Below are 21486 nucleotides of genomic sequence, written 5' to 3' on the forward strand. Positions count from 1 at the left end.
TTAGTTCGGCCAACAGATGCGGGCGCATGCACGTGTGAACAACGCATGATCGATCGCAAACAGCTCTTGACAAACGCTGTTGCTGGGAATAGTGCAGGGTCGCACCGTGTAGAATTGTGGACACTGACCCAGTCAGCCGTTGTCGCGGCTTGACATGGGCTCTCATTTTTTGCCCGAATCTCAGGGAGTATCAATGGCAGCACGTGCATCCACCTCCACTTCGACCTACAGCGCCGAAACGCTTGCAGGTAAGACGGTCGCCGAGCTTCGCGCGATCGCTAAGGAGACGGGTCTGAAGGGCGCATCGGCGCTGCGGAAGACCGACCTCGTGGAAGCGCTTGTGGCACACACCGCATCCAGCTCGGACGCAGCACCAGCGAAGAAGTCGGCAGCGACCAAGAGCGCGTCAGCCGCACCAAAGAAGGCCGCGCCCAAGAAGACTGAGGCAGCCAAGTCCAAGTCCAAGGTCGAGGACGACGAGATCGACGAAGACGACATTGACGAGGTCGATCTCGAAGAGGTCGAGGACGAAGTCGACGAAGTCGAGAACGACGATGACCCAGATATGGGTAAGCGTGACGAGAAGAGCGAAGACCCCGAAGAAGACCAGGTCAAGGCAGAGTCGGCCGTGAAGGCTGCGGGTGCGCTTGTTCTGAAGAACACCGACGACGATGAGGCGCCCGTCTACTCGGCCCAGATCACCGGTGCGACCGCCGACCCGGTCAAGGACTACCTGAAGCAGATCGGTAAGGTTCCGCTGCTGGACGCGGCCGAAGAGGTCGACCTGGCGATGCGAATCGAAGCTGGTCTCTACGCCGAAGACAAGCTGCTGCGCAATCCTGACTTTGACCCGAAGTTCAAGCGCGAACTCAAGTGGATTGTCCGTGACGGTCGCCGCGCTAAGAGCCACCTGCTGGGCGCCAACCTCCGTCTGGTCGTTTCGCTCGCAAAGCGTTACACGGGTCGTGGGATGCAGTTCCTCGACTTGATTCAGGAAGGTAACCTCGGTCTGATTCGCGCGGTTGAGAAGTTCGACTACACCAAGGGCTTTAAGTTCTCGACCTACGCAACCTGGTGGATTCGTCAGGCAATCACGCGCGCCATGGCCGACCAGGCCCGCACCATCCGTATTCCGGTGCACATGGTCGAAGTCATTAACAAGCTTGCCCGTGTTCAGCGTCAGATGCTGCAGGACCTCGGCCGTGAACCAACTCCGGAAGAGCTCGCCCACGAGCTCGACATGACCCCTGAGAAGGTCATCGAGGTTCAGAAGTACGGTCGCGAGCCCATTTCGCTGCACACCCCGCTTGGCGAAGACGGCGACTCGGAGTTCGGTGACCTCATTGAGGACACCGAAGCCGTTGTTCCCGCCGATGCCGTGAGCTTTACGATGCTGCAGCGCCAGCTCGAGTCGCTGCTCGATTCGCTGTCGGAGCGCGAAGCGGGCGTCATCCGCATGCGCTTCGGCCTCGGTGACGGTATGCCAAAGACGCTCGACCAAATCGGGGAGACCTTCGGCGTCACCCGTGAGCGCATCCGCCAGATTGAGTCGAAGACGATGGCAAAGCTGCGCCACCCATCGCGTTCACAGTCTCTGCGCGACTACCTCGAGTAAACAATTCGGGTACTCGCAACGCACTGATGCGTGCGTCATTATCGACGCCACAAACAATTGACTTAGGAGCTGCACGTTGCAAGCTAACGAGGGAAAATCCCTGGAATCGACCGTTGACGGCATCACGTATGAACGCCTGCCAATTAAGACTCACGTAGTCATGGACGGTGATGACCTGCGCAGCTTCGTGAAGCAGTACGCGCAGGACGTCATCGAACCGGGTGACGTCCTGTTCGTCACCGAAAAGATCGTAGCGATCACGCAGGGCCGTTCCATGCTCGTGAGCGATGTCGAACCGCGCCCGCTGGCAACGTTCCTGTCGAAGTACGTAAAGAAGACGCCGTACGGCATCGGTCTTGGCATGCCAGAAACGATGGAGATGGCACTGCGCGAATGCGGTACCCCGCGCATCCTCGCTGCCGCTGGAATCTCGGTGATCTCGAAGGCGCTCGGCCGCAGCGGTGACTTCTACCGCGTGGCCGGCGAACGTGCCCGCGCCATTGACGGCCCCACCGAGGGCACCATCCCGCCATATGACGAATCGATTGTGCTCGGCCCCGAACACCCCGAGCGCGTTGCCCGCGACCTCAAGATTCTGCTCGGCAACAAGGTTGATGTGCTCATCGTCGACATCAACGACATCGGCGGAAACATCCTCGGCTCGACCCTCGATGACGAGCTCAACGATCACTGGGTCGCCGTACTACAAGACAATCCGCTTGGCCAGGGCGCACAATCCACGCCAATGGGCATCCTGCGCAAGAAGAACTAATCCTTCAACGCTATTAGAAAGGCACTTGGATGCGCTGGTTTATTGCGCGAATCCGGTACGTGTTTGAACGCGCGACCAAGATCAACTTCAAGCGAATCATTGGGTTCGCTCGCCAAGCTCAACGCGTAACCCCACGCACGCCGCTGTGGATCATCATCCCGGACATGTTCTTCTGCGTCGTGCGTTACCAGACCACGTTCGAGCACTACGCGCAATGGGACTACCGTCTGCTTCGTGGTCGCGAACGCGCCACGTTCATGACCGAGCCGAAGTCGGCGATGCTTTCGCGTGCCTTCAACTCGCAGGCTAAGCGCAAGATTTTCGATGACAAGGTTGAGTTCGCCAAGGTCTTCAGCGACTGCATCGGTCGCGAGTGGATTGACCTGCGCACCGCATCCGAAACCGAAATCGCTGATTTCGTAGCGCGACACCCCAAGGTGATCGCCAAGGACCCTGAGGGTGTCGGTGGCGATGACATCAAGGTGTACAACGTGGCGGACTACGCCGATGTACAGACTTGGGCGAAGGAAGCCAAGCGTGCACGCACGCCACTGGTTGAAGAGTTCCTGACGCAGCACCCCGAAATGTCGCGCCTGTACCCAGAAGCCGTCAACACGATGCGCATCGTGACGTATGTTGACCCTGCGAAGAAGGTGCATGTGCTCGCCCGCGTCCTCAAGATGGGTAACGGTGGCAACATCGACAACTACAGCGGTGGCGGCATGTACACGATGATGGATGAACACGGTCACGCTCTGCACGCCGCGTACGACGGCAACGGCACCGTGTTTGAGATCCACCCGGCCACCAAGGTCCGCATCGCTGACTTCCAAGTACCGATGTTCGACGAGGTCATCGAGTTTGCGAAGAAGCTCGCAGTACGCGTTCCCGAAATGCCGTACATCGGTTGGGACATTGCGCTCACGCCTGAAGGGCCGGTGGTTATTGAAGGTAACCACAACACCGGTGTGTTCCAGACTCGCCCCGCAGTGACGGGAACCAAGGAAGGCCTGTTGCCCGTTTACCAGCGTGCAATGAAGTTCAAGTAACCCATATGAGCAACCCAATCCTTGCAAAGCTTGCGTTCTATGCGGAGCGCGCCGCACGGCTGAGCCCCGCAAACCTCGCGGCGTTTGCCCGACAGTCCAAGCCGATTACCAGGAAACCAACGCCGGTAATCATCGCCGACATGCTGTGGTGCTCGGTCCGGCACGAGCTCGGTTTCCGCGACTACGCCATGTGGGAGTTTGCTTCGCTCAACGCACGCGAACGCAAAACCTGGATGACGCACCCCAAGTCGCACCTCATTAACGAGCGCTACAACGACGAACACGATCGCAAGCTATTCAGCGACAAGCTCGCGTTCTACCAGCGCTTTGATGATCTGCTTGGCCGTGCCTGGATCGACGCTCGTAGCGCCACGGATGCAGAGTTTGCCGCATTCATCGCCGAACATCCACAGGTCGTCGTCAAACCATTCGATGGTCACGGTGGGGCAGGGGTTGCCAAGCGTGATTTCACTGACGTAACCGACGCTGCTGCGCTTCGTGCCGAACTGCTGGCCTCGAACCAGTCGCTGGTGGAAGCCTGCATCGAACAGCACCCGGAGCTTGCCCGGCTGCATCCACAGAGCGTCAACACGATCCGCATCATCGGGTTTAACAAGGGCAAGGGTGACTTCCGCCTGCTCGCCGCCGTGCTGCGCATCGGATGCGGCGACGCCGTCGACAACTTCGCCAGCGGCGGCATGTACACCATGCTCGACGAGCACGGCACCGCGCTGTACCCGGGCGTCAACAAGAACGGTGAAGTCTTTGCCACACACCCGCTGACGAACGAGCAGATCGCCGGATTCCAGGTGCCGCACTTCGAAGAGATCATGACGATGCTCGAAGACGCGGCCAGCCGCATCCCGTCGGTACCGTACGTTGGCTGGGACGTGGCGGTAACCGAGCACGGGCCACTGATCATCGAAGGCAACCACAACTCGAGCGTCTTCCAGGCAAAACCCTCGGTTTCGGGGTCGAAGATCGGATTGCTGCCGCACTACCAGCGACAGATCAACGGTGCCTAGTCCACGTCGAAGCGGTTTGTCCAGTCATCGACCACAGCTTCAACGATCAATGGCACGGATGCGGTCGCGATTGGCCAGTATTTGACTGGCCGGTGCGTCCAACACACATCATGCAAGAGGCCTCCTAGAATTGCCAAGATTCAAGGAGGCCTTCTGCATGTCAGCTACCACCCCCGGTGCCAAGACGACCGTTAAGGAAACCGGAGCGGATTCGTACAACGCCGACAACCTGCAAGTACTTGAAGGGCTTGAAGCCGTTCGCAAACGCCCCGGCATGTACATCGGTTCCACCGACTCGCGTGGCCTCATGCACTGCCTGTGGGAAATCATCGACAACTCGGTCGATGAAGCACTCGGCGGCCACGGTGAGCGCATCGAAATTATCCTGCACCCCGATCACTCAGTAGAGGTCCGCGACAACGGCCGCGGTGTGCCCACCGATATCGAGCCAAGAACGGGTTGGACCGGCGTTCAGGTGGTCTACACGAAGCTGCACGCGGGTGGAAAGTTTGGTGGTAGCAACTACGGCGCAGCCGGTGGTCTGCACGGTGTTGGCGCCTCGGTTGTCAACGCGCTGTCGTCGCGAATGGACGTTGAAGTTGATCGCGGTGGTGCCACCTATGCCATGAGCTTCCAGCGTGGCCACGCGGGCGTGTTCGATGACAAATCCGGAACCCCATCGCCGGACGCATCGTTCACCCCTGAGCCAGGCAAAGCAACGTTGCGCAAGATTGGTAAGGCCAAGCGCGGCGTTACTGGTACGCGTGTGCGGTACTGGGCCGACCCGCAGGTGTTTGTACGGGATGCGGATTTTCAGCTCGACAAGCTCCGCGACCGCGCTCGCCAAACGGCGTTTCTCGTGCCGGGTTTGGAGATTTCGCTCAGCGACAACCGGGGGAGTGAACCGGTTGCGGAGTCGTTCAAGTACGACGGCGGCATCTCAGAGTTTGTTGAGTTCCTGGCGCCCGATCAGGCACTGACCGATACCTGGCGGCTTCAGGGCGAAGGCGCCTACACCGAGACGATCCCAGTGCTCGATGAAGCGACCGGTCACATGGTTTCACGCGAAGTCGATCGCAACATGGAAGTGGATCTCGCCCTTCGCTGGGGTGGGGGATACGACACCACACTGCGCAGCTTCGTGAACATCATCGCCACACCCAAGGGCGGAACCCACCAGGCCGGTTTCGAAGCCGGACTCATCAAGGTCGTACGCGACGAGGTCACGAAGAACGCACGGAAGCTCAAGGCTGGCAATGACAAGCTCGAGAAGGACGACGTACTTGCCGGGCTGACCGCGGTCGTAACCGTCCGCATCCCTGAACCGCAGTTTGAGGGACAGACCAAAGAAGTCCTCGGTACGCCGCAGGCACGCGCCATTGTGCAGCGCACCATCGTCAACGGCATGAAGGAACGTTTCAGCAGCACGAAGCGACAGGACAAGACCGAGACTTCGCTGCTGCTCGAGAAGATCGTCACCGAGATGAAGAGCCGCATCGCGGCGCGCGCCCACAAAGAGACGCAGCGGCGCAAGAACGCGCTCGAGAATTCATCCCTGCCGGCCAAGCTCGTCGACTGCCGCACTAACGAGGTCGAGCGTTCTGAACTGTTCATCGTTGAGGGTGACTCGGCACTCGGTACGGCGAAGCCAGCGCGCGATTCGGAGTACCAAGCGTTGTTCCCCATCCGAGGCAAGATTCTTAACGTGCAGAAGGCCTCTCTTGCCGACATGTTGAAGAACGCCGAGTGCGCGAACATCATTCAGGTACTGGGTGCCGGTTCGGGGCGTAGCTTTGACCTCTCGGCAGCACGTTACGGCAAGGTGATCATCATGTCGGATGCGGATGTCGACGGTGCGCACATCCGCACGCTGCTGCTCACGCTGTTCTTCCGATACATGCGACCGATGCTCGAGGCCGGGCGCGTGTACGCCGCAGTACCGCCGCTGCACCGCGTTGTCGTGCTCAACCCCGGCAAGAAGGCCAACGAGACGATCTACACCTATTCTGAGGCCGAGCTGCAGAAGCTGCTGAAGAAGCTCGAACGTGCCGGTAAGAAGTACCAGGACCCAATCCAGCGCTACAAGGGTCTGGGTGAGATGGATGAAGACCAGCTGTGGGAGACAACCATGAACCCGCAGGCTCGACTGCTACGCCGAATGAACCTGCAGGACGCCGCTGAGGCAGAGAAGGTCTTTGAAGTACTCATGGGTAATGAGGTAGCCCCTCGTCGCGAGTTCATTGTCGAGGGCGCCCAGCACGTCGTGCCGCAGCTCATCGACGCCTAAGCGGCCGAACAGCAACGCTGCTCGGCCGCAGGCTCGCGTCGACCGAAGCCTAGTTCAGCGTGGGGGATTCACCGAGTGTGACGTCCACGGTGTGTGTTTTACCGTCACGCAAGTACTCCACGGTGACCTCGTCACCGGCCAAGTAGGTGCGAACTTCACCAACCAATTGCGAGGCTCCGGAAATTTCCGTATCGCCCACGCGAATGATGACGTCGCCGGGCTGAATGCCGACTCCGCTGCTCGGGCCGGTCGGCTCGATCGAGCGCACCTCGGCGCCGACGCGCGTTCCCGAACCGTCTGCTGCCGCCCCATCCACCGTTGAAATGCCGAGCCACGCGTGTGCTACTTTGCCGTCCTTGATCAGTTCATTCGCAACCTGGGTGACGAGCTTTTGCGGAATCGCAAAGCCAATGCCGATCGAACCAGACTTTGCCCCGCCAACGGTCGCAATTGACGAGTTGATGCCGATGAGCTCACCGCGGTGATTCACTAGCGCGCCACCGGAATTGCCGGGGTTTAGGGGAGCAGAAGTTTGGATGGCGTTGGTCACGACCGAGTTGCCTTCGGTCTTGCCCGTGGTCACGGGTCGATCGAGTGCCGAGACAATGCCGGTAGTAAACGAATCGTGGAGCCCCAGTGGAGAGCCGATCGCCATGACGTTCTCGCCAATCTGTACTTTCTCAGAATCGCCCTGCGGTATCGGCACGACTTGGTCGGGGAGCCCGTTGACTTTCAGCACGGCAAGGTCGGTTGCCGGGTCGGAGCCGACGAGTTCGGCGGTAAACGACTGGTTATTGACGAGCACGGTGATCTCGGTGGCATCCGTCGCGGTCGCCAGTTCAATGACGTGGTGGTTGGTCACAATGTGACCGTCAGTGTCCCAAACGACACCAGACCCCTGCGAGGATTGTTTGCCGTCTCGAAGTTTGATCGACACCACACTTTCGCCAGCGGATGCTGCGGCAACCGTCCAATCCTGCTGGCTAATGACCTCTGCCGGTGCCGCGGGAGCCGACGCTTGGGCCGGTGCGGGCGCGAATGCGCGGTCAAGCATGGCATTGGCCGCGCTGACGACGAGTGCGGTGATCGCGGCAGTGGCGATGATCGCACCCCATGGCGTATTTGATTGGCGCAGGCCGGACTGCGCAGGACGAGTGGTAGCAGGGCCAAAGGTGCCCGGTGCGGTAGCTGCGTTCGGGCGGACGCGCGCTGCGAACTGTTCCCGCGGTGCACGAGTAGATCCGCGACCGCGACGGTACATCACCGGCGACTGCATGCGCACATCTGCGTACATTGGCAGCTGCGGTGGATGCAGGGGAGCGGCGGGGGTGGAAAGCGGCGCAATCCGTTCGGTCGCGTTTGCCGGTGTCGGTACGCCGTACTTCGAACTCATCGGCATCGACGCGCGGCTGCTCCCGGCCGCAGCGTGTGAGGAACCGTATGGTGCCGTTTGACGAATCGGATCTGTGCCCGCGGGAAGATCGGGAGACTGCGGTGGCAGTGGCGGCAACGGTGGCAGATCGAATTGATTGGTCATGCTGAGATCCTCGTCTTCTGGACAGTAAAACGAGTGTGGCACCGAGAACTGAAACCTGGGACAACTACAGCGGCTTTTCCACCATGTGGACGATCACAAGGGTCCCGTGGGATGATCGTGGCGAATTCGAAGGGTTCGTAAGACTAAGCAGACCGCCGATGCTGTCGACATCAGGATGCTGCGAGCCAGCCGATGGTTATGTAAATCGTTAAAATGTGTTTTATGGCCACGAATTTCAGTACTGTGCGGTCCTTGACGTCACGTTGGCGTACGCTTTTGACCGCGGCCCTTGCCAGCGCCCTAGTTGCGTCTGCTGTCACGCTTCCGCCAAGCCAGGCATTCGCTGGCACTGCGGAGACCTACCCAGACGAACCTGCGACCGAGACCATTGCGGTTGAGGACGGCAACCATTTCTTGCCTGACCATGCTGACTACCTGATTCGTTTCGACGACGGTAACAACCACGGTGCCGAGTATGCTCCCGAGATTCGCGACATGATTCAGCGCGAAGGCCAGGACATCCTCATCACCACGAATAGCGGCAAAGTCGTGAACTTGAGCTGGACATTCAACGACATGCGTAACGCTTGGCTCGCCAAGAAAGACTCTCCGGAAGAGTCAGAAGCCGTACGTACGGCGCTCAATGATCAGCGATACACGTCGTTCTTCAATCCCACCAGAACTCAGGGGACTACTGGACTTGGGATCATTGACTTCGTGCTCCGTGAAGACAACCAAACGGGAGACCTGAATCTCGTCATTCCATTCGCGGGGTCCTGGCGAAACACGGGATTCAACCCGGGCGACACGCTATATCGATCAGTGAAGTTCCACGTAAATGATGGCGCCGCACCCATCGTAAGTCGAGCGGATGTTGCAATGTTCGTGTTTGAACTGCCGGTCGTCAAGGGTGCAAATGGCGACTGGCAAGCAAGCAACCAGTATCGCTACGGGGAGCTTCGAGATCTCGTCATTGATGGCACACCATCACCGGTCTTCGACTCGCGCGAGTCACAAATCACCGTCGATGCCGCTGGTAAAGAGTCGGCGGTGTGGCAGAACTTCTATAACCGTTCGACAGATGGCGACCACTTTACCCGGCACTTCCAATTTGCCTACGATGTGCCAAAGGACCAGCTTGTACAGGTGCAGTTCCGTAACAACTTCCGCACCACCGGAATATCCAACTCCGCCACAACGGTATTTACCCGGCAACAGTTTGAGCGAATCCCGCAGGTTGAAGTGCACCACGTACTGGACAAGAACTATCGAGAACTGATGGGTTACGAACCCACTGCGGCATTGTTGACCCGACCAAACAAGGTTGCGCTTGACCGTAATGCGGATGCTGCCGCACCACGTCAGCAGCGTGTTGGTTATTTGCCATTGGGAATCGATGAACTCGCGCCGTCCGTTGAGGCGTACAACCTCCAGGGCCTACGCGTTTCGCCCGACAGTCCGTTTGAACAGCGGCTCATGAACCACGATTTTCCAAATTACCCAATCTCGCCGACATCCGAGGAATGGGCCAACTCGCTCAACGCGACCGTGCCGGGATATGTATTTGTCGATGACGATCTACCAGACGACACGAACCTTACATACACATATTTGCCCGACCCCGTAACTGGTGAAGTACTGCTGCGCCAACACCTCTACCGCACCTATCGCTCGATCCCCGGGGCAGTTGAAATTGCCAAGTCGGACGCCGCCACTGAAGCTGCACTTGCGGGGGCAGAGTTCGAACTATGGTCCGCTGACCACACCACAAAACTGACAGAGGCGACCTTCACCACCGACGCATCCGGAAAGGTACGTCTCTACAACGGTGACCTGGCTGCACTAGCGGACGATGAATCCGTACGTCAGTTGCCGCAGGCGGACAGCCACGGCATCATCGTCACTGAAAATGGTCTGCTTCTCGAGCCGGGTTCCTACTCACTCCGAGAGGTGACCGTGCCAGAAGGATACGAGACTCCGTCCGAGCAAGCAGCTTTCACGGATTTTACCGTTGCCAAACGTGCCACCGAGCAAGAACGCATCAGCGCCGTTTCAGTCGGCGTGACGAACACTCCTGTGCCGGGGCCAAGCGAGCCTGAGCCAAGCGAGCCTGAGCCAAGCCCGCCAGGACCTAGCGAATCGACACCGAGCGAATCGACACCGAGCGAGACGACACCGAGCGAGACGACACCGAGCGAGACGACACCGGCTACGCCTGAAACCCCCGGCGACGAAACTGTTTCCCCAGTGCCAATCCCAGCATCGCCCGAGCCAGCTGCTGGACTCGCTGCCACAGGTAATACCCCTGAGCCCGTATTCATCGGAGCACTGGCAACACTCGCTGCAGGCCTTGCGCTGTTGATGACGACTCGACGTCGAAATGCTAACAACCTCGACTAGCTAGCCACAGTGGGTGGGGAAGTGCTGCGAGCTTCCTCACCCACTCTTGTTTTCCCGAATCAGTGAGGTCGACCTACGTACGACCTCAGGTGCGCTCTTGCGGTGACACCAAATAGCAGTAGCGTCCTTCAGCACATGATTTCGCAACGGTTCAGGCGGGGTGGGAATATTCGGAATACGGACCTCGCAACGCAAAATTACCCGTTCGGTTCAAGCAGAAGCACGCATTGCCAGATCGTGTACGACTTGCCTGGGTGTCATGTGCTGAGTGCTAGGTCGATCGATCTCTGACTTGAATGGATGATCGCGATCGCAACAACATCTGCAATGCGCAAATCGATAGTCAGCAGTGAATTCGTAAATGTGTTGAGTCGACAGGTTAAGTTGCAGGTGACCACGACTTGTTCTAGCAGCAGACGACATCGGGTGGGAGTCGACAGATCTGAGTCAACACTGTCGCTCAGGGAGCAGGAGGAAGGGGGCATTGCCTTCAACTCATAATGACATAATGTGCATTATCGGATAATGCTCGTGCGGCGAAACAATACGCACACTTGACGGACGCAGATAGTTCAACGTACTCCGAACCGGCGCGCCCGCAAGCAACCTCGCCAGGATTCTCCGACACGAACGGCGCTCAAGTTCGGCAATACTGACTTCTTGACGTAAGATCAACATCAGTGCGTTACGCACGGACGTTTTCCATCGTTCGTTTCTGGGAGAAACACTTGTCTGCGATCATCACCGTACTTTGCATCCTAATCTTTGGAGCTGGCCTTGGCTGCTACGCTCTCGCATTCGAGATGGGTGACCCAACCATGTCGTTCTTGCTGTTCACTGCAGGCATCCTGCTGAACTCGCTGGCGTTCTTCATCCCGTGGCAGATCGTCGGCCACAGCCGCAAGTAACGATTTTCGACGCGTAATCGCTCCTGGTCATCGATCAGGAGCGATTTGCATTCACGCAGCCCGAATTGCTGCGCTGAAGCCCACCCATCTCACGCCAGTTGCAAGGAAAGATCATGCACAGCGCTTCTCTGGACATGTCCGTACGCTTCTCGGTGCCGGCCGAATACGTTTGGTACGTGCTCACCACACCGAGTGAAACCGCTCACTGGTGGCCAGACCTGCAACTCACTCGACGCAAAGGCAGCAAGGTGCATCTGGTGACACCTCGCCCACGCAAGAAACGGCCGCGCACCATCGAGGGCAAGGTGATTTCCGCCGCAAAGCAGCCGTACATCCGTGCTTTTGTCCGCGCAACGCCGCGTGGGTACACAACCGAACTCACGCTTCAGGTTGCCCAACTTGCCAGTGCGACTCGACTTCGCATCATCGAAACCGAGTTTCCGGATGTTGAGAACGCCGGTGTGATCGTGAGTGAGTGCCGTGATGGCTGGCGTTCGTTCGTCGCCGCACTCGCCGATCATCTCAAAAATCCAGCTACCCTGGCTCGGCTTCGTGCCACGCTCGACGGTGAATTTCCCACGCGTTAGTGACATAATATTGGCCGCATCCAGCGATTACCTCGGGGATGCGGCCAATATCGTCTCGTGTCGATTCGTCGCCTAGTTCTCAGCTACGAAGCTCGAAACGTCGCCGACGAGTCGCAGGTTGTTTTCCGGCACCGGTTCTACCGCCGCAAGTGCGACTTCGGCAGCAAACTCGGCTACGTTGTACAGCTTGCCAGCCTGCTCACGGCGGGCTTCAATGGCGCCGGGGTTCAGACGATTCAGCAGCGTGGCGGTAATCGTGCCCTCAATCATGTCCCCAGATACCACGACGAACCCGATTCCGGCTTCCGCAAGCCCTGGAACGCGTGCGAGCAGGGCGTCCTCCCCCGCACGCTTTGACAGCGCGACGGGCTCGTACTCGGGCATCGTTGGTGTGGTGCGAATGAAGTGGGCCTGGTGGCTCGTGACAAACACGACACGTGCACCTTCATTCATAAGCGGGAGCGCCGCATCCAGCAGACCAACCTGTGCGTCACGATTCAGACGAAGTGCGTAGTCCTCCCCCATGTTCGATTCCATACCGCCAGAAGCGTTCAGGACGAGTACGTCGAGCCCGCCAAATGCATCCTGAATGGTCGCCATCATGCCGGCGACCGAGTCGGCGTCGGTAATGTCGCAACCAACGGCAATCGCGGTACCGCCAGCTGCAGTGATCTCCGAGACAATCTTCTCGGCGCGGGCGGCCTTGTTGCGGTAGTTCACGACGACTTGGGCGCCGGCCGCTGCAAAGTAGCGAATAGTGTCGGCTCCGACTCCGCGCGACGATCCGGTTACCAGGATGCGCTTGCCTGCCAGCGAGTTCGGGGCGAGTGGGTTTGTGGTTTCAAGTGCCATGCGAGCAATGCTAGTTGTGGTGCATCCACAGCGGCTGCAGGCGATTCGCCAAGTCTTTGCCAGATTCGTGGTGCGAATGCCACAGTCTGCCATTCGGTCAGGCGATATCGATGAGCGTGGATGCGTATCCGGCGGTATCGCAGACTCCCCGATCGTTTGGCGGTAGAATGGAGAAATCTGCCCGCGCTTGCTCGCGGGCACACGTACGAAAGGAGCCAGGCGATGGCAGATCGAAGCTTGCGCGGTATGCGCCTCGGCGCACAGAGTTTGCAGAGTGACGAGGGCGTAATCCTCGTTGATCACCAGCTGCGTACCTACCAGACCGAAGACGGTGAGCGGTTTGCGGTGACCTTTGCCGCCGATGCTGAAGCTCCGGAAACTTGGGCGTCACCAAAGACCGGTAACGAGGGGCGTCTGATCGACGAAGACTCGGGCGAATTCGTGCCGTACGAGGCTCCCGAAACCAAGCCACAACGCACCCACTGGGACATGCTGCTCGAGCGTCGCACCGCAGAAGAACTCGAAGAGGTGCTCGACATTCGTCTCGAGTACCTGCGTGAGCGTCGCGGTACTCAGGTACGTCGCGAACCTACCGCTGGCCGTCCACAGACCACCGGCCGTTCGTCGGAGCCCGCCCCGGCACCACTCGAGATCGAGGGCCGCGCACGCGCCCAGACGAAGGCCGAGAAAGAAGCCGCAGCCAAGGCCGAAAAGAAGAAGAAGGCTGCTGCCGCCAAAAAGAAAAAGTAACGAGCGAAGAAGTCGCTAGCAAGACAGCTTGCTGTGTTTGCTCCGTAGCGCCGCACAGGTCACCTGATTGCTGCGGCGCTACGACGTTTCCGTCGCTACTCGCGACGGGGACGCATTCCAAACGCGAGCAGTACGCCCATTGCGCTCACTGCTGCTTCGAGCCAGCGTCCGATGGCAACGGCGGGCGTGGTTCCCGTGCGCAAGGGCACGGTCACGAGCATGGCATCACTGGTGTACCAGGGCAGAGCATCGAGGACGGCGCCATCGGGCGCGTAGCTGGCGCTCATGCCAACGGTAGAAACCTGTACGAGCGAACGACCAGTCTCGACCGCCCGCATCCGCGCAAATGCCAGTTGCTGCGCCGCTTCGTGGGTATAGGCAAAGTCAGCGTTATTCGTTGGAGCAAGCAGCACCTGAGCACCTTCACGAACGGCAGTGCGCGCAAGCTCGTCATCCACGATGTCGAAGCAAATGAATATGCCGTATGCGACGTCATTCACTGCGAGCACATTGCTGCGCTCCCCCGGTAGATATTCGCGCTGAATGAGACCGATGAGATCTGGCACGATCGCTTCGTAGATGTGCCGATCGGGCACGTATTCGCCAAATGGTACGGGGCGTCGCTTGTCGTATTGGCCGGCGATGGCACCATCCGTCCACAGCACCTGCGAGTTGTAGAACTCAGCATCGTCAGACTGCAGCTTGCCCTGCCAAGTGACGGTATTCGCCAGAAGCGGTGCCCCAGCCCGCTCAGTCAGCTTGTTCAACGCGGTTTCCACCGACGTGTTCAGCACAGGATTTACGTCCAGCGAACCTTCGGGCCACAGGATGAGGTCGGGTCGCGCCTGCGGATTTGCCTCGAGGGCGTCATAACTCGCATCGAGGTGCTCTCGGATGATCTGCCCGGGTGCTGACGGGATGAAATAGCTCGCGCCGGGCGAGTTACCTTGCACGGCCAGGATGGTGGTCTCCCCCTGCGTGTCGCCCGGTGTCAGCGTCGCCCACGCCGGAATGACGGCGAGGACTGAAAGTGCTGCCAGTCCCCCAGCCATCTGGCCAAGGAATCGCGCTGCCGTACCGGTGCGGACGTGCCTCACGATGGCCAGTGTTCGGTGCTGGTCTCCGGCAGCAACTACGTTTCGTTCACCCCGGGCAGCGTGCGCTCGGTACTGTACGACGAGCTCCAGCGCGAAGGCTGCGCACCAGACGAGGGCGAAGCTTAGGCCCGAGGTACCCAGCCACGAGACAGCTTCGAGAACAGGCGAGTCTTGCTGCGATTGCGCGACGCGCCCCCAGGCGAACCCGTTGTACGGCAACGTTGACGAACACCACTCGCGGAAGGTCCAGAGCCCCGCGATTGCCAGTGCCATGATCGCCGCGGATGTAGCCGGCTTTGCCATCGCGGAACCTGTTCGGAGTCGCTGATATGCCACGGCGATGACTGCGCCGAACCCGGCCCACCACAGCGTCATCAGCCCGGCCAACGCAAGCCACGGAATCGGACCGAGGAACTCCTGCGCCCAAGAAATATGCGCCAAGTAGAACGACGCACCCGCCGCGGCGCCAATGAGCGCGCCCTGGCCCGGACGGCTGCCGCGCAATGCCCCCAGCATGCACATCAACGCTGGCAAGATGAGCCACCAGAGGCCATAGTCGGGGAATGCGAACACCATCAGGAGTCCGCCGAGCACTGCCCAGCAGACGCGCAACGCAAACTGTTGGCGACTATTCGACGCGACAACCGTCATCGAGGTCCGGCTCACTCGACCTCGGCCCCGGTGTGTGCGACGATGCCGCGGAAGATCAATTGTCGAGACTGCTTGGCAGTCGCAGCGAGTCGGCCACCGGCAACCGTGTGCAATTGGTCGAGCAGGTCAAGCACCTGTCGCACCTGACGCACAAAGTCGCCCGCTGCGAGGTCGGTCCGTTCCAGCACCCGATCAAGCGGTACGCCACTCGCCCAGCGATACATGGCCGGCACCAGCGCGGTACTCAGCGGAACCGTGCGCGGCACGTGGAATTCGTCTTCGAGCTCGTCTAGGCGCATCCAGATCTGCTCGGTTGCCGTCATCGCCTCGCGGAACTTGCCCTTTGGCAGGTGCCCTTCTGGCGGGTTCTCTTCTTCGCGTCGAGGCTCAAACGTCAGCGCGCAGCACATGGCGGCCAATTGCGCCGGGTCGAGGTCGAGCCAGACCTGCTTGCGGATGCATTCGGCAACGAGCAGGTCTCGCTCGCCAAAGATGCGTTGCAGGTTGGTGCCGTGCATGCTGGCCGTCAGCCGCGCGGTTGCGGGATCATCGACGATGTATCCCAAGCGGATGAGGAGGTCGGTGATGCGGTCAAAGGTTCGGGCCACGGAGCCGGTGCGGTCGTGAACTTCGTCGATGAGTCGCTGGGTGTCGCGCTCAAGTCGCCAGTATCGTTCTGCCCAACGAGCGTGCGATTCGCGCTCCGCGCAGTCGTGGCAGGCATGACGCTTCATGGCATCACGCAGGCCGGTCAACTGTTCGTTGCGCTGTTGGCGAGCCGTGGCAGTGCCGCTCTCGCCCTTTGGAATGCGTTGCTTTTCGACTTCGCTGAGCTCACGGCGCAGCCGGGAGTACTCGAGGAAGTCTCCACGATGGCACTCCATGGCGTCGCGATACCCCTGCAGCGCCGCTTGTTGCTGAGTAACTCGCTGTGCGATATCCACGACCGCGCGGTCGGCCTGGAACTGCGCAAATGACGATTCCAAGAGTTCGCGCGTACGTTCCCGGCCGAAGCGCCCGATGAGGTTGACGGCCATGTTGTACGTCGGGCGAAACGAGGAGTTCAGCGGGTACGAGCGACGCGAGGCCAGGCTCGCAACGGCTGAGGGATGCATTCCCTCGCGCCACTGTACGACCGCGTGGCCTTCGGTATCGATACCGCGTCGACCGGCACGTCCGGTGAGCTGGGTGTACTCGCCTGGTGTGATGGGCACACGTGCGACACCGTTGAACTTGTCAAGTTTCTCGAGCACCACGGTTCGAGCCGGCATATTGATGCCCAGCGCAAGGGTTTCGGTCGCAAACACGACCTTGACCAGCCGGCGCTGAAACAGGGTTTCGACGACTTCCTTGAACACTGGGAGGAGACCGGCGTGATGCGACGCGATACCGCGTTCAAGTGCATCCCGCCACTGCCAGAACCCAAGCACGGCGAGGTCTTCGTCGAGCAAATTGCGGGTTGCGCCCTCGACAATTTCGCGAATTTCTTCGCGCTCATCTCGGGTGGTCAGCGAGATGCCGTATCGACAGACTTGGCGAACCGCGTCGTCGCAGGCCGCTCGCGAAAAGATGAAGAAAATGGCCGGCAGCAGGTTGAATTCGTCGAGCATGTCAACGAACGGGCCTCGGTCCAACCGCTGATGCTCCCGACGGTGATAGCCGCCACGCTTTGATCGGTTACTCCCCCGTCCACCGGCTGCCTGCGTGGCGCGTTCGAGTTCGGGATTCACCTGATTTGTGCTGCGACCATCTCGCTGGCGGAACAGGTCGTGCATCCGGTCGCCAACCAGTACGTGCTGGTACAGCGGTGTGGGTCGTTTCTCGGACACGATCACATCGGTGCTACCGCGCACCGTTTGCAGCCAATCACCGAACTCTTCGGCGTTGGACACAGTGGCGGAGAGCGCGACCATGCGCACTTCGCTGCCGAGGTGAATGATGACTTCTTCCCAAACCGCACCGCGGAATCGGTCGGCGAGATAGTGCACTTCGTCCATGACCACGAAGGCAAGGTCATCGAGCAGCGAACTCGAGGCGTAGATCATGTTTCGCAGTACTTCGGTGGTCATCACCACGATGCGTGCCTGCGAATTGATGTTGACATCGCCGGTCAGCAACCCGACTTCGGAGGCGCCGTATGTCTCTACGAGTTCGCGAAACTTCTGGTTCGAGAGCGCCTTGATTGGCGTGGTGTAAAAGATCTTCGCGTTCGGGTCGCGCATTGTGCAGAACACGGCGAACTCGGCGACGATGGTCTTACCTGCACCGGTCGGTGCTGCCACGAGCACCGAATTGCCTTCTTCAAGCGATTCACAGGCACGGCGCTGGAAGTCATCCAGGTCGAATCGCTGCAGGCGACAAAAGAGCGACAGGCTCGGATGCGCGGCGTCACGCTTCGACTGCGCGTACCGTTCCGACGGGCTCGGCTCCGACATCCTCACTCAGCTCCTAGGTAGTTGATGGCGGTTAGGCCTGCGTGTTGAGCTCGTCTTCGAGCGCAGCTTCTCGTTTTCGTTGGCGGCGATCAGCACCGCGGTCATGCACGAGCGCAATGCCCGTGGCGATGAAGTAAAGCAAAATCATCGGGATCATCAGCAGAAACATGCTGAGCACATCTGCTGATGGGGTTGCCATGGCGCTAAAGAGCGCTGAGACCATGACAGCCATACGCCAGGCTTTCAGAATCGTCTTGCCGCGCAAAAGGCCAGCAAAGTTCAGCATGACCAGGACCACCGGCACTACGAACGCAATTCCTACCGCCACACAGAGTGTTAGTGCGAACGAGTAGTACATCTTCGCTTCGTACCAAACAGTGTCTTGCTTGGGCGCGAAGGTCGCCATGACCTCCACGATGCGCGGCATCACCACGACACCGAGCACGACGCCACCCAAGAAGAGCGGAATTGCCGCGCCCAGGAAGCCGAGCGCATACCGGCGCTCGGTTTTCTTCAGGCCCGGCATGAGGAACATCCAGAACTGATACAGCCAGACCGGCGAGGCGATCACCACACCCAGCGTCAGCGCCATCTGCAGGCGCAAATCGAATGCGGTGGTGACGTTTCCGAAGTTGATGGAGACCCGGCCGCCACGCTCTTCGGTGAGCATTTCGACGGGGCGACGCAACAGATCGAAGACCGCATCCGAAACCACGAACCCAACGACCATCGCCAGGACAATGGCGATGGTCGAGATGACAAAGCGGTTGCGAAACTCGACAAGGTGATCCATCAGGCCCATGGCGCCTTCGGGATTGTGCTTGCGTGAGTACTTCGGCCGCTTTGTAACGGAACGGGAAGCGGTCACGGGACTAGTTGGTGGTGGACGAGTCCGAGTCGTTCTTCGCAGCCGACGACTGCTGTGCGTTGTTCGACGGCGCAGTCGACGAGTCGGCAGCGTTTCCTTCTTGCTTCATCTCACGCATTTCGCCACGGAAGATGCGCATCGACTGGCCAAGGCTCTTCGCGAGCTGCGGCAGCTTTGGTGCTCCGAACAGCAGCAGAACGAGCACGAGGATGATGACAAGGTGCCATCCCTGAAGTCCAGCAACAGGCATTAGTTTCCCTTCGTTTTGGCGTCAACCAGGTGTTGAAACCGTTTCGGGTCGGTAGCGATCAGCGCGCGAGCGCGTCGCAGTTTCGCTTCGTGCCGAAGCTGTTTTGCTTCGTTTCGTGCTTCGACGTAGGCCCGGCGTTCCTCACGTACCGCTTCGCGGGGACGCAGAATTGCTGCGGGCTTGGGCTCGGCACGCACGGGTGGATTCGACTCAAGTTCATCTCGCAATTGCTGCGTGATTGATTCGAGCCTGTCAGCCTCGGCCGCAAGCAACTGGACCTTTCGGAACAGTGAAATTCCGCCGACAACAAGTACTGCTACGAGCAAGACTACGAGTCCGCCCCAAATCAGTACCCAACTCCACCACGGCATAGTGCCCTCTAGTCTACGTCGTGATGTGCCAAAACCGCACGGCACCAGGCGGTAACGTGTGTCCGCGCCGACTGCGGGGACGTGACCTCGATATCGCCGGAGTGCCCGGCGACCAACGCTGCCAGCGCATCCAGCGAACGAATCGCAAACTGCACCTCGGCTGTCCCCTGCGCGCCAAGCTGCACCGGACGACGGCGCCCCCGCAAATACGGCTGCAGTGCAGTGAGTCCTGCGGCGTTCACTCGACATTGCACCTTCACAAAGTTTCGACCGGAAACCGTGAGTTCTCGATTACGGTCCGCTTCGCTGTGCACGCCGATTGGTGAGTCGGTAAGTGCCACCGTGAGCATGCGATCAGCACGAAACCACCGCAGTGCTTCACGCTGCCGGCAATAGGCATTGACGTAAAGCAGCCCATCGAGTGATTCGAGGCGAAGCGGTTCAATGATGCGTTCGGTCGGCGCCGCGGCCGTTTCGCTGCGGTAGCGAATCCGGACCGCGTGTTGCACACGCAAGCTCTCACGTAGCGTTTCGGCATGCGGGTCGGATGCAGGCGTAACTGCCGCAGCACCGTCACCGGCGAGTTTGGTGATGAGTGCGTGAACGCGCGCCGCGTCCGAGGCATCGGCCACCGTTGCCAATGCGGCAAGCCCTAGGCGCACAGTGGCGAGTTCGGCCGGGCTGAATGACATCGCCAAATCCCCCACTGGGTCGTGAGTGAGCTTGACCCAGGGCTCTTCGAGTTCCAGCCCCGCGGCATCGAAGTCGATCATGTTGCCCGGGCTCGGCATGCCATCCAAGTCGAGGATTTCAACGGTCCATAGGTACTCAATGATTGAACGCATGCCTTCGGGTGACTGACCGAATTGGTCTGCCAACTCGCTCAGGTCAACGCCGTGCGGTTGCGTGCGCAAATAGCGCAGCACATTCACCATGGTCAGCACATCTGCAGTTGCCGTGTTAGTCATCGCCTGCGCCCTCATCCGTGTGCAATGTCATCGCGGTTTGCAACCGTGCCCGAATCCGATCGCGTAGCGCCTGTGGTGCACGCACACGCACCTGGGTTCCGAACGCGGCGAGTTCATCCGCCAGCATGCCGTGATCCCAATCGTGCAGCACCATCGGAATCCACTCGTCGGTGTTCGTATCGACGGGAGCGGTCTCGCACGCCGTTGGTCCCGCATCCGGAACCGAAGAGGACACCAACTGATTTCGGCGGCCGAGTCGGACGGCCGCATCAGACCCGTTTCGCACCAGCAACGACACTGGATTCTGGGTAGCAAGACCGCCCAGTACCTCGGGAAGGTTCGTCACCGCCCGATACGTGTGCGGCTCTGACGGCAGCAACGTCACCGTCGAGGTAATGCGCTCGAGAATGAAGTTGCGTTCAGCATCCCGAACCAAGTCCCAGGCGTTGAGCAACCATCGCCCGCCGTGTTGCACGAGCTGCAATGGGGCAACATGGCGTTCACGTGCCGGTGATTCGCTCTGGTTCGAGTAGTCGAAGCGCACGGCAATGCTTCGCGCAATCGCGTCTCGAAGCGCGGTAAACGCCGGTGGCGTCACCAACGTCAACGTTGGCGTGGCCGCCGGTGCGCTGGCGCCGGCCTGCCCCATTCCCATCAACTTGATATAGCTGCGACGGGCGTCGAGCGCGAGATCCTGGTCGAGCCAGATATCCGAAGCGAGTGCGACCAGCATCGTCTCTTCGGCGGACAAGCGCACATGTGTCACACCATGCTCGGCAAGCGCATACCGCCAGCGTGCCCGATCGTCGGGCGCCTGCGGGTCAGGCACCACGCTGACTTCGATTCCCTGGCCTTTGAGCGTGTTCCGGTCGCGTTCAAAGGCCTTCTCGAGTGCGTCAGAACGGCCCTCGCCGTACTCACGGTATGCGGGCACGAGCTGAAACAGTTCGTTTGCGGCCAATGGGCGGCCAGCCTGCTGCAGGGCGATCAAGAGTTGCCAGCGCCGCTGTTCTTGAGCCGGCAAAATGGATGCGTTGGGCGGGGTCATCCGCTACTCCCCCGCA

General features: G+C 59.9%; 18 protein-coding genes. 9 read left to right on the forward strand and 9 right to left on the reverse strand.

Annotated elements, in window-relative coordinates; all coding sequences use genetic code 11:
- Positions 1–193 precede the first annotated feature (193 nt).
- The 5 genes from ZBI01S_RS00770 (at position 194) to ZBI01S_RS00790 (ending at position 6748) form a co-directional block, all read left to right on the forward strand.
- On the forward strand, positions 194–1615 hold the full coding sequence (locus ZBI01S_RS00770) for an RNA polymerase sigma factor (RefSeq protein WP_083524369.1): 1422 nt from the start codon (positions 194–196) through the stop codon (positions 1613–1615).
- Between the two features lie 76 nt (positions 1616–1691).
- Positions 1692–2387 (forward strand): coenzyme F420-0:L-glutamate ligase, encoded by a 696-nt coding sequence (locus tag ZBI01S_RS00775; protein ID WP_066054927.1) that lies wholly within the window; start codon positions 1692–1694, stop codon positions 2385–2387.
- Between the two features lie 29 nt (positions 2388–2416).
- Complete coding sequence (locus ZBI01S_RS00780; RefSeq protein WP_066054930.1) at positions 2417–3436, forward strand: sugar-transfer associated ATP-grasp domain-containing protein; 1020 nt, start codon at positions 2417–2419, stop codon at positions 3434–3436.
- Positions 3437–3441: 5 nt separating this feature from the next.
- A complete protein-coding gene (locus tag ZBI01S_RS00785; RefSeq protein ID WP_066054932.1) occupies positions 3442–4461 on the forward strand; it encodes a sugar-transfer associated ATP-grasp domain-containing protein in 1020 nt (339 codons plus the stop codon).
- 157 nt (positions 4462–4618) lie between these two features.
- On the forward strand, positions 4619–6748 hold the full coding sequence (locus ZBI01S_RS00790; RefSeq protein ID WP_066054935.1) for a DNA gyrase/topoisomerase IV subunit B: 2130 nt from the start codon (positions 4619–4621) through the stop codon (positions 6746–6748).
- A gap of 49 nt (positions 6749–6797) precedes the next feature.
- Here the strand turns inward: ZBI01S_RS00790 and ZBI01S_RS00795 are convergent, their stop codons facing one another.
- Positions 6798–8285 carry a S1C family serine protease gene (locus ZBI01S_RS00795; protein WP_245610487.1) on the reverse strand — a complete coding sequence of 496 codons (1488 nt, stop codon included), beginning with the start codon at positions 8283–8285 and terminating at the stop codon, positions 6798–6800.
- Positions 8286–8537: 252 nt separating this feature from the next.
- Here ZBI01S_RS00795 and ZBI01S_RS00800 point away from each other — a divergent pair, with 252 nt between their 5' ends.
- The 3 genes from ZBI01S_RS00800 to ZBI01S_RS00810 all read left to right on the forward strand — a co-directional run bounded on the left by ZBI01S_RS00800 (position 8538) and on the right by ZBI01S_RS00810 (position 12180).
- The gene (locus tag ZBI01S_RS00800) at positions 8538–10685 is read left to right on the forward strand and encodes a prealbumin-like fold domain-containing protein (protein ID WP_066054938.1); all 2148 of its coding nucleotides are present in this window, start codon (positions 8538–8540) and stop codon (positions 10683–10685) included.
- Between the two features lie 728 nt (positions 10686–11413).
- Entirely contained in the window at positions 11414–11593 is a 180-nt protein-coding gene (locus ZBI01S_RS00805) for a hypothetical protein (protein ID WP_066054941.1), read from the forward strand.
- 113 nt (positions 11594–11706) lie between these two features.
- Positions 11707–12180, forward strand: coding sequence for an SRPBCC family protein (locus ZBI01S_RS00810; RefSeq protein ID WP_159421327.1), 474 nt, complete (start codon positions 11707–11709; stop codon positions 12178–12180).
- Positions 12181–12252: 72 nt separating this feature from the next.
- Here the strand turns inward: ZBI01S_RS00810 and ZBI01S_RS00815 are convergent, their stop codons facing one another.
- Positions 12253–13032, reverse strand: a complete 780-nt coding sequence (locus ZBI01S_RS00815) for an SDR family oxidoreductase (protein ID WP_066054944.1) — start codon at positions 13030–13032, stop codon at positions 12253–12255.
- Between the two features lie 222 nt (positions 13033–13254).
- Here ZBI01S_RS00815 and ZBI01S_RS00820 point away from each other — a divergent pair, with 222 nt between their 5' ends.
- Positions 13255–13782, forward strand: a complete 528-nt coding sequence (locus tag ZBI01S_RS00820) for an RNA polymerase-binding protein RbpA (protein ID WP_083524371.1) — start codon at positions 13255–13257, stop codon at positions 13780–13782.
- Between the two features lie 95 nt (positions 13783–13877).
- On the opposite strand, the gene lnt is transcribed toward ZBI01S_RS00820, so the two are convergent.
- The 7 genes from lnt to ZBI01S_RS00855 are packed head-to-tail and all read right to left on the reverse strand — an operon-like array spanning position 13878 to position 21470.
- Positions 13878–15530 carry an apolipoprotein N-acyltransferase gene (gene lnt / locus ZBI01S_RS00825; RefSeq protein WP_066054947.1) on the reverse strand — a complete coding sequence of 551 codons (1653 nt, stop codon included), beginning with the start codon at positions 15528–15530 and terminating at the stop codon, positions 13878–13880.
- Between the two features lie 11 nt (positions 15531–15541).
- Positions 15542–17965 (reverse strand): DEAD/DEAH box helicase, encoded by a 2424-nt coding sequence (locus ZBI01S_RS00830; protein WP_066054950.1) that lies wholly within the window; start codon positions 17963–17965, stop codon positions 15542–15544.
- A 31-nt stretch (positions 17966–17996) separates the two neighbouring features.
- Positions 17997–18833 (reverse strand): twin-arginine translocase subunit TatC, encoded by an 837-nt coding sequence (gene tatC, locus ZBI01S_RS00835; protein ID WP_245610488.1) that lies wholly within the window; start codon positions 18831–18833, stop codon positions 17997–17999.
- A 4-nt stretch (positions 18834–18837) separates the two neighbouring features.
- A complete protein-coding gene (gene tatA, locus ZBI01S_RS00840; protein WP_066054955.1) occupies positions 18838–19083 on the reverse strand; it encodes a Sec-independent protein translocase subunit TatA in 246 nt (81 codons plus the stop codon).
- Positions 19083–19454 carry a hypothetical protein gene (locus tag ZBI01S_RS00845; RefSeq protein ID WP_066054957.1) on the reverse strand — a complete coding sequence of 124 codons (372 nt, stop codon included), beginning with the start codon at positions 19452–19454 and terminating at the stop codon, positions 19083–19085. Before ZBI01S_RS00845 ends, tatA begins: the two co-directional genes overlap by 1 nt.
- A gap of 8 nt (positions 19455–19462) precedes the next feature.
- A complete protein-coding gene (locus ZBI01S_RS00850; protein WP_066054960.1) occupies positions 19463–20422 on the reverse strand; it encodes a helix-turn-helix transcriptional regulator in 960 nt (319 codons plus the stop codon).
- On the reverse strand, positions 20415–21470 hold the full coding sequence (locus tag ZBI01S_RS00855) for a helix-turn-helix transcriptional regulator (RefSeq protein ID WP_066054963.1): 1056 nt from the start codon (positions 21468–21470) through the stop codon (positions 20415–20417). The genes ZBI01S_RS00850 and ZBI01S_RS00855 overlap by 8 nt, the downstream gene beginning before the upstream one ends.
- Positions 21471–21486: the final 16 nt, after the last annotated feature.

Origin of the sequence: [Zimmermannella] bifida NBRC 103089, assembly GCF_001570925.1 — a bacterium.
Lineage (GTDB): Bacteria > Actinomycetota > Actinomycetes > Actinomycetales > Microbacteriaceae > Gulosibacter > Gulosibacter bifidus.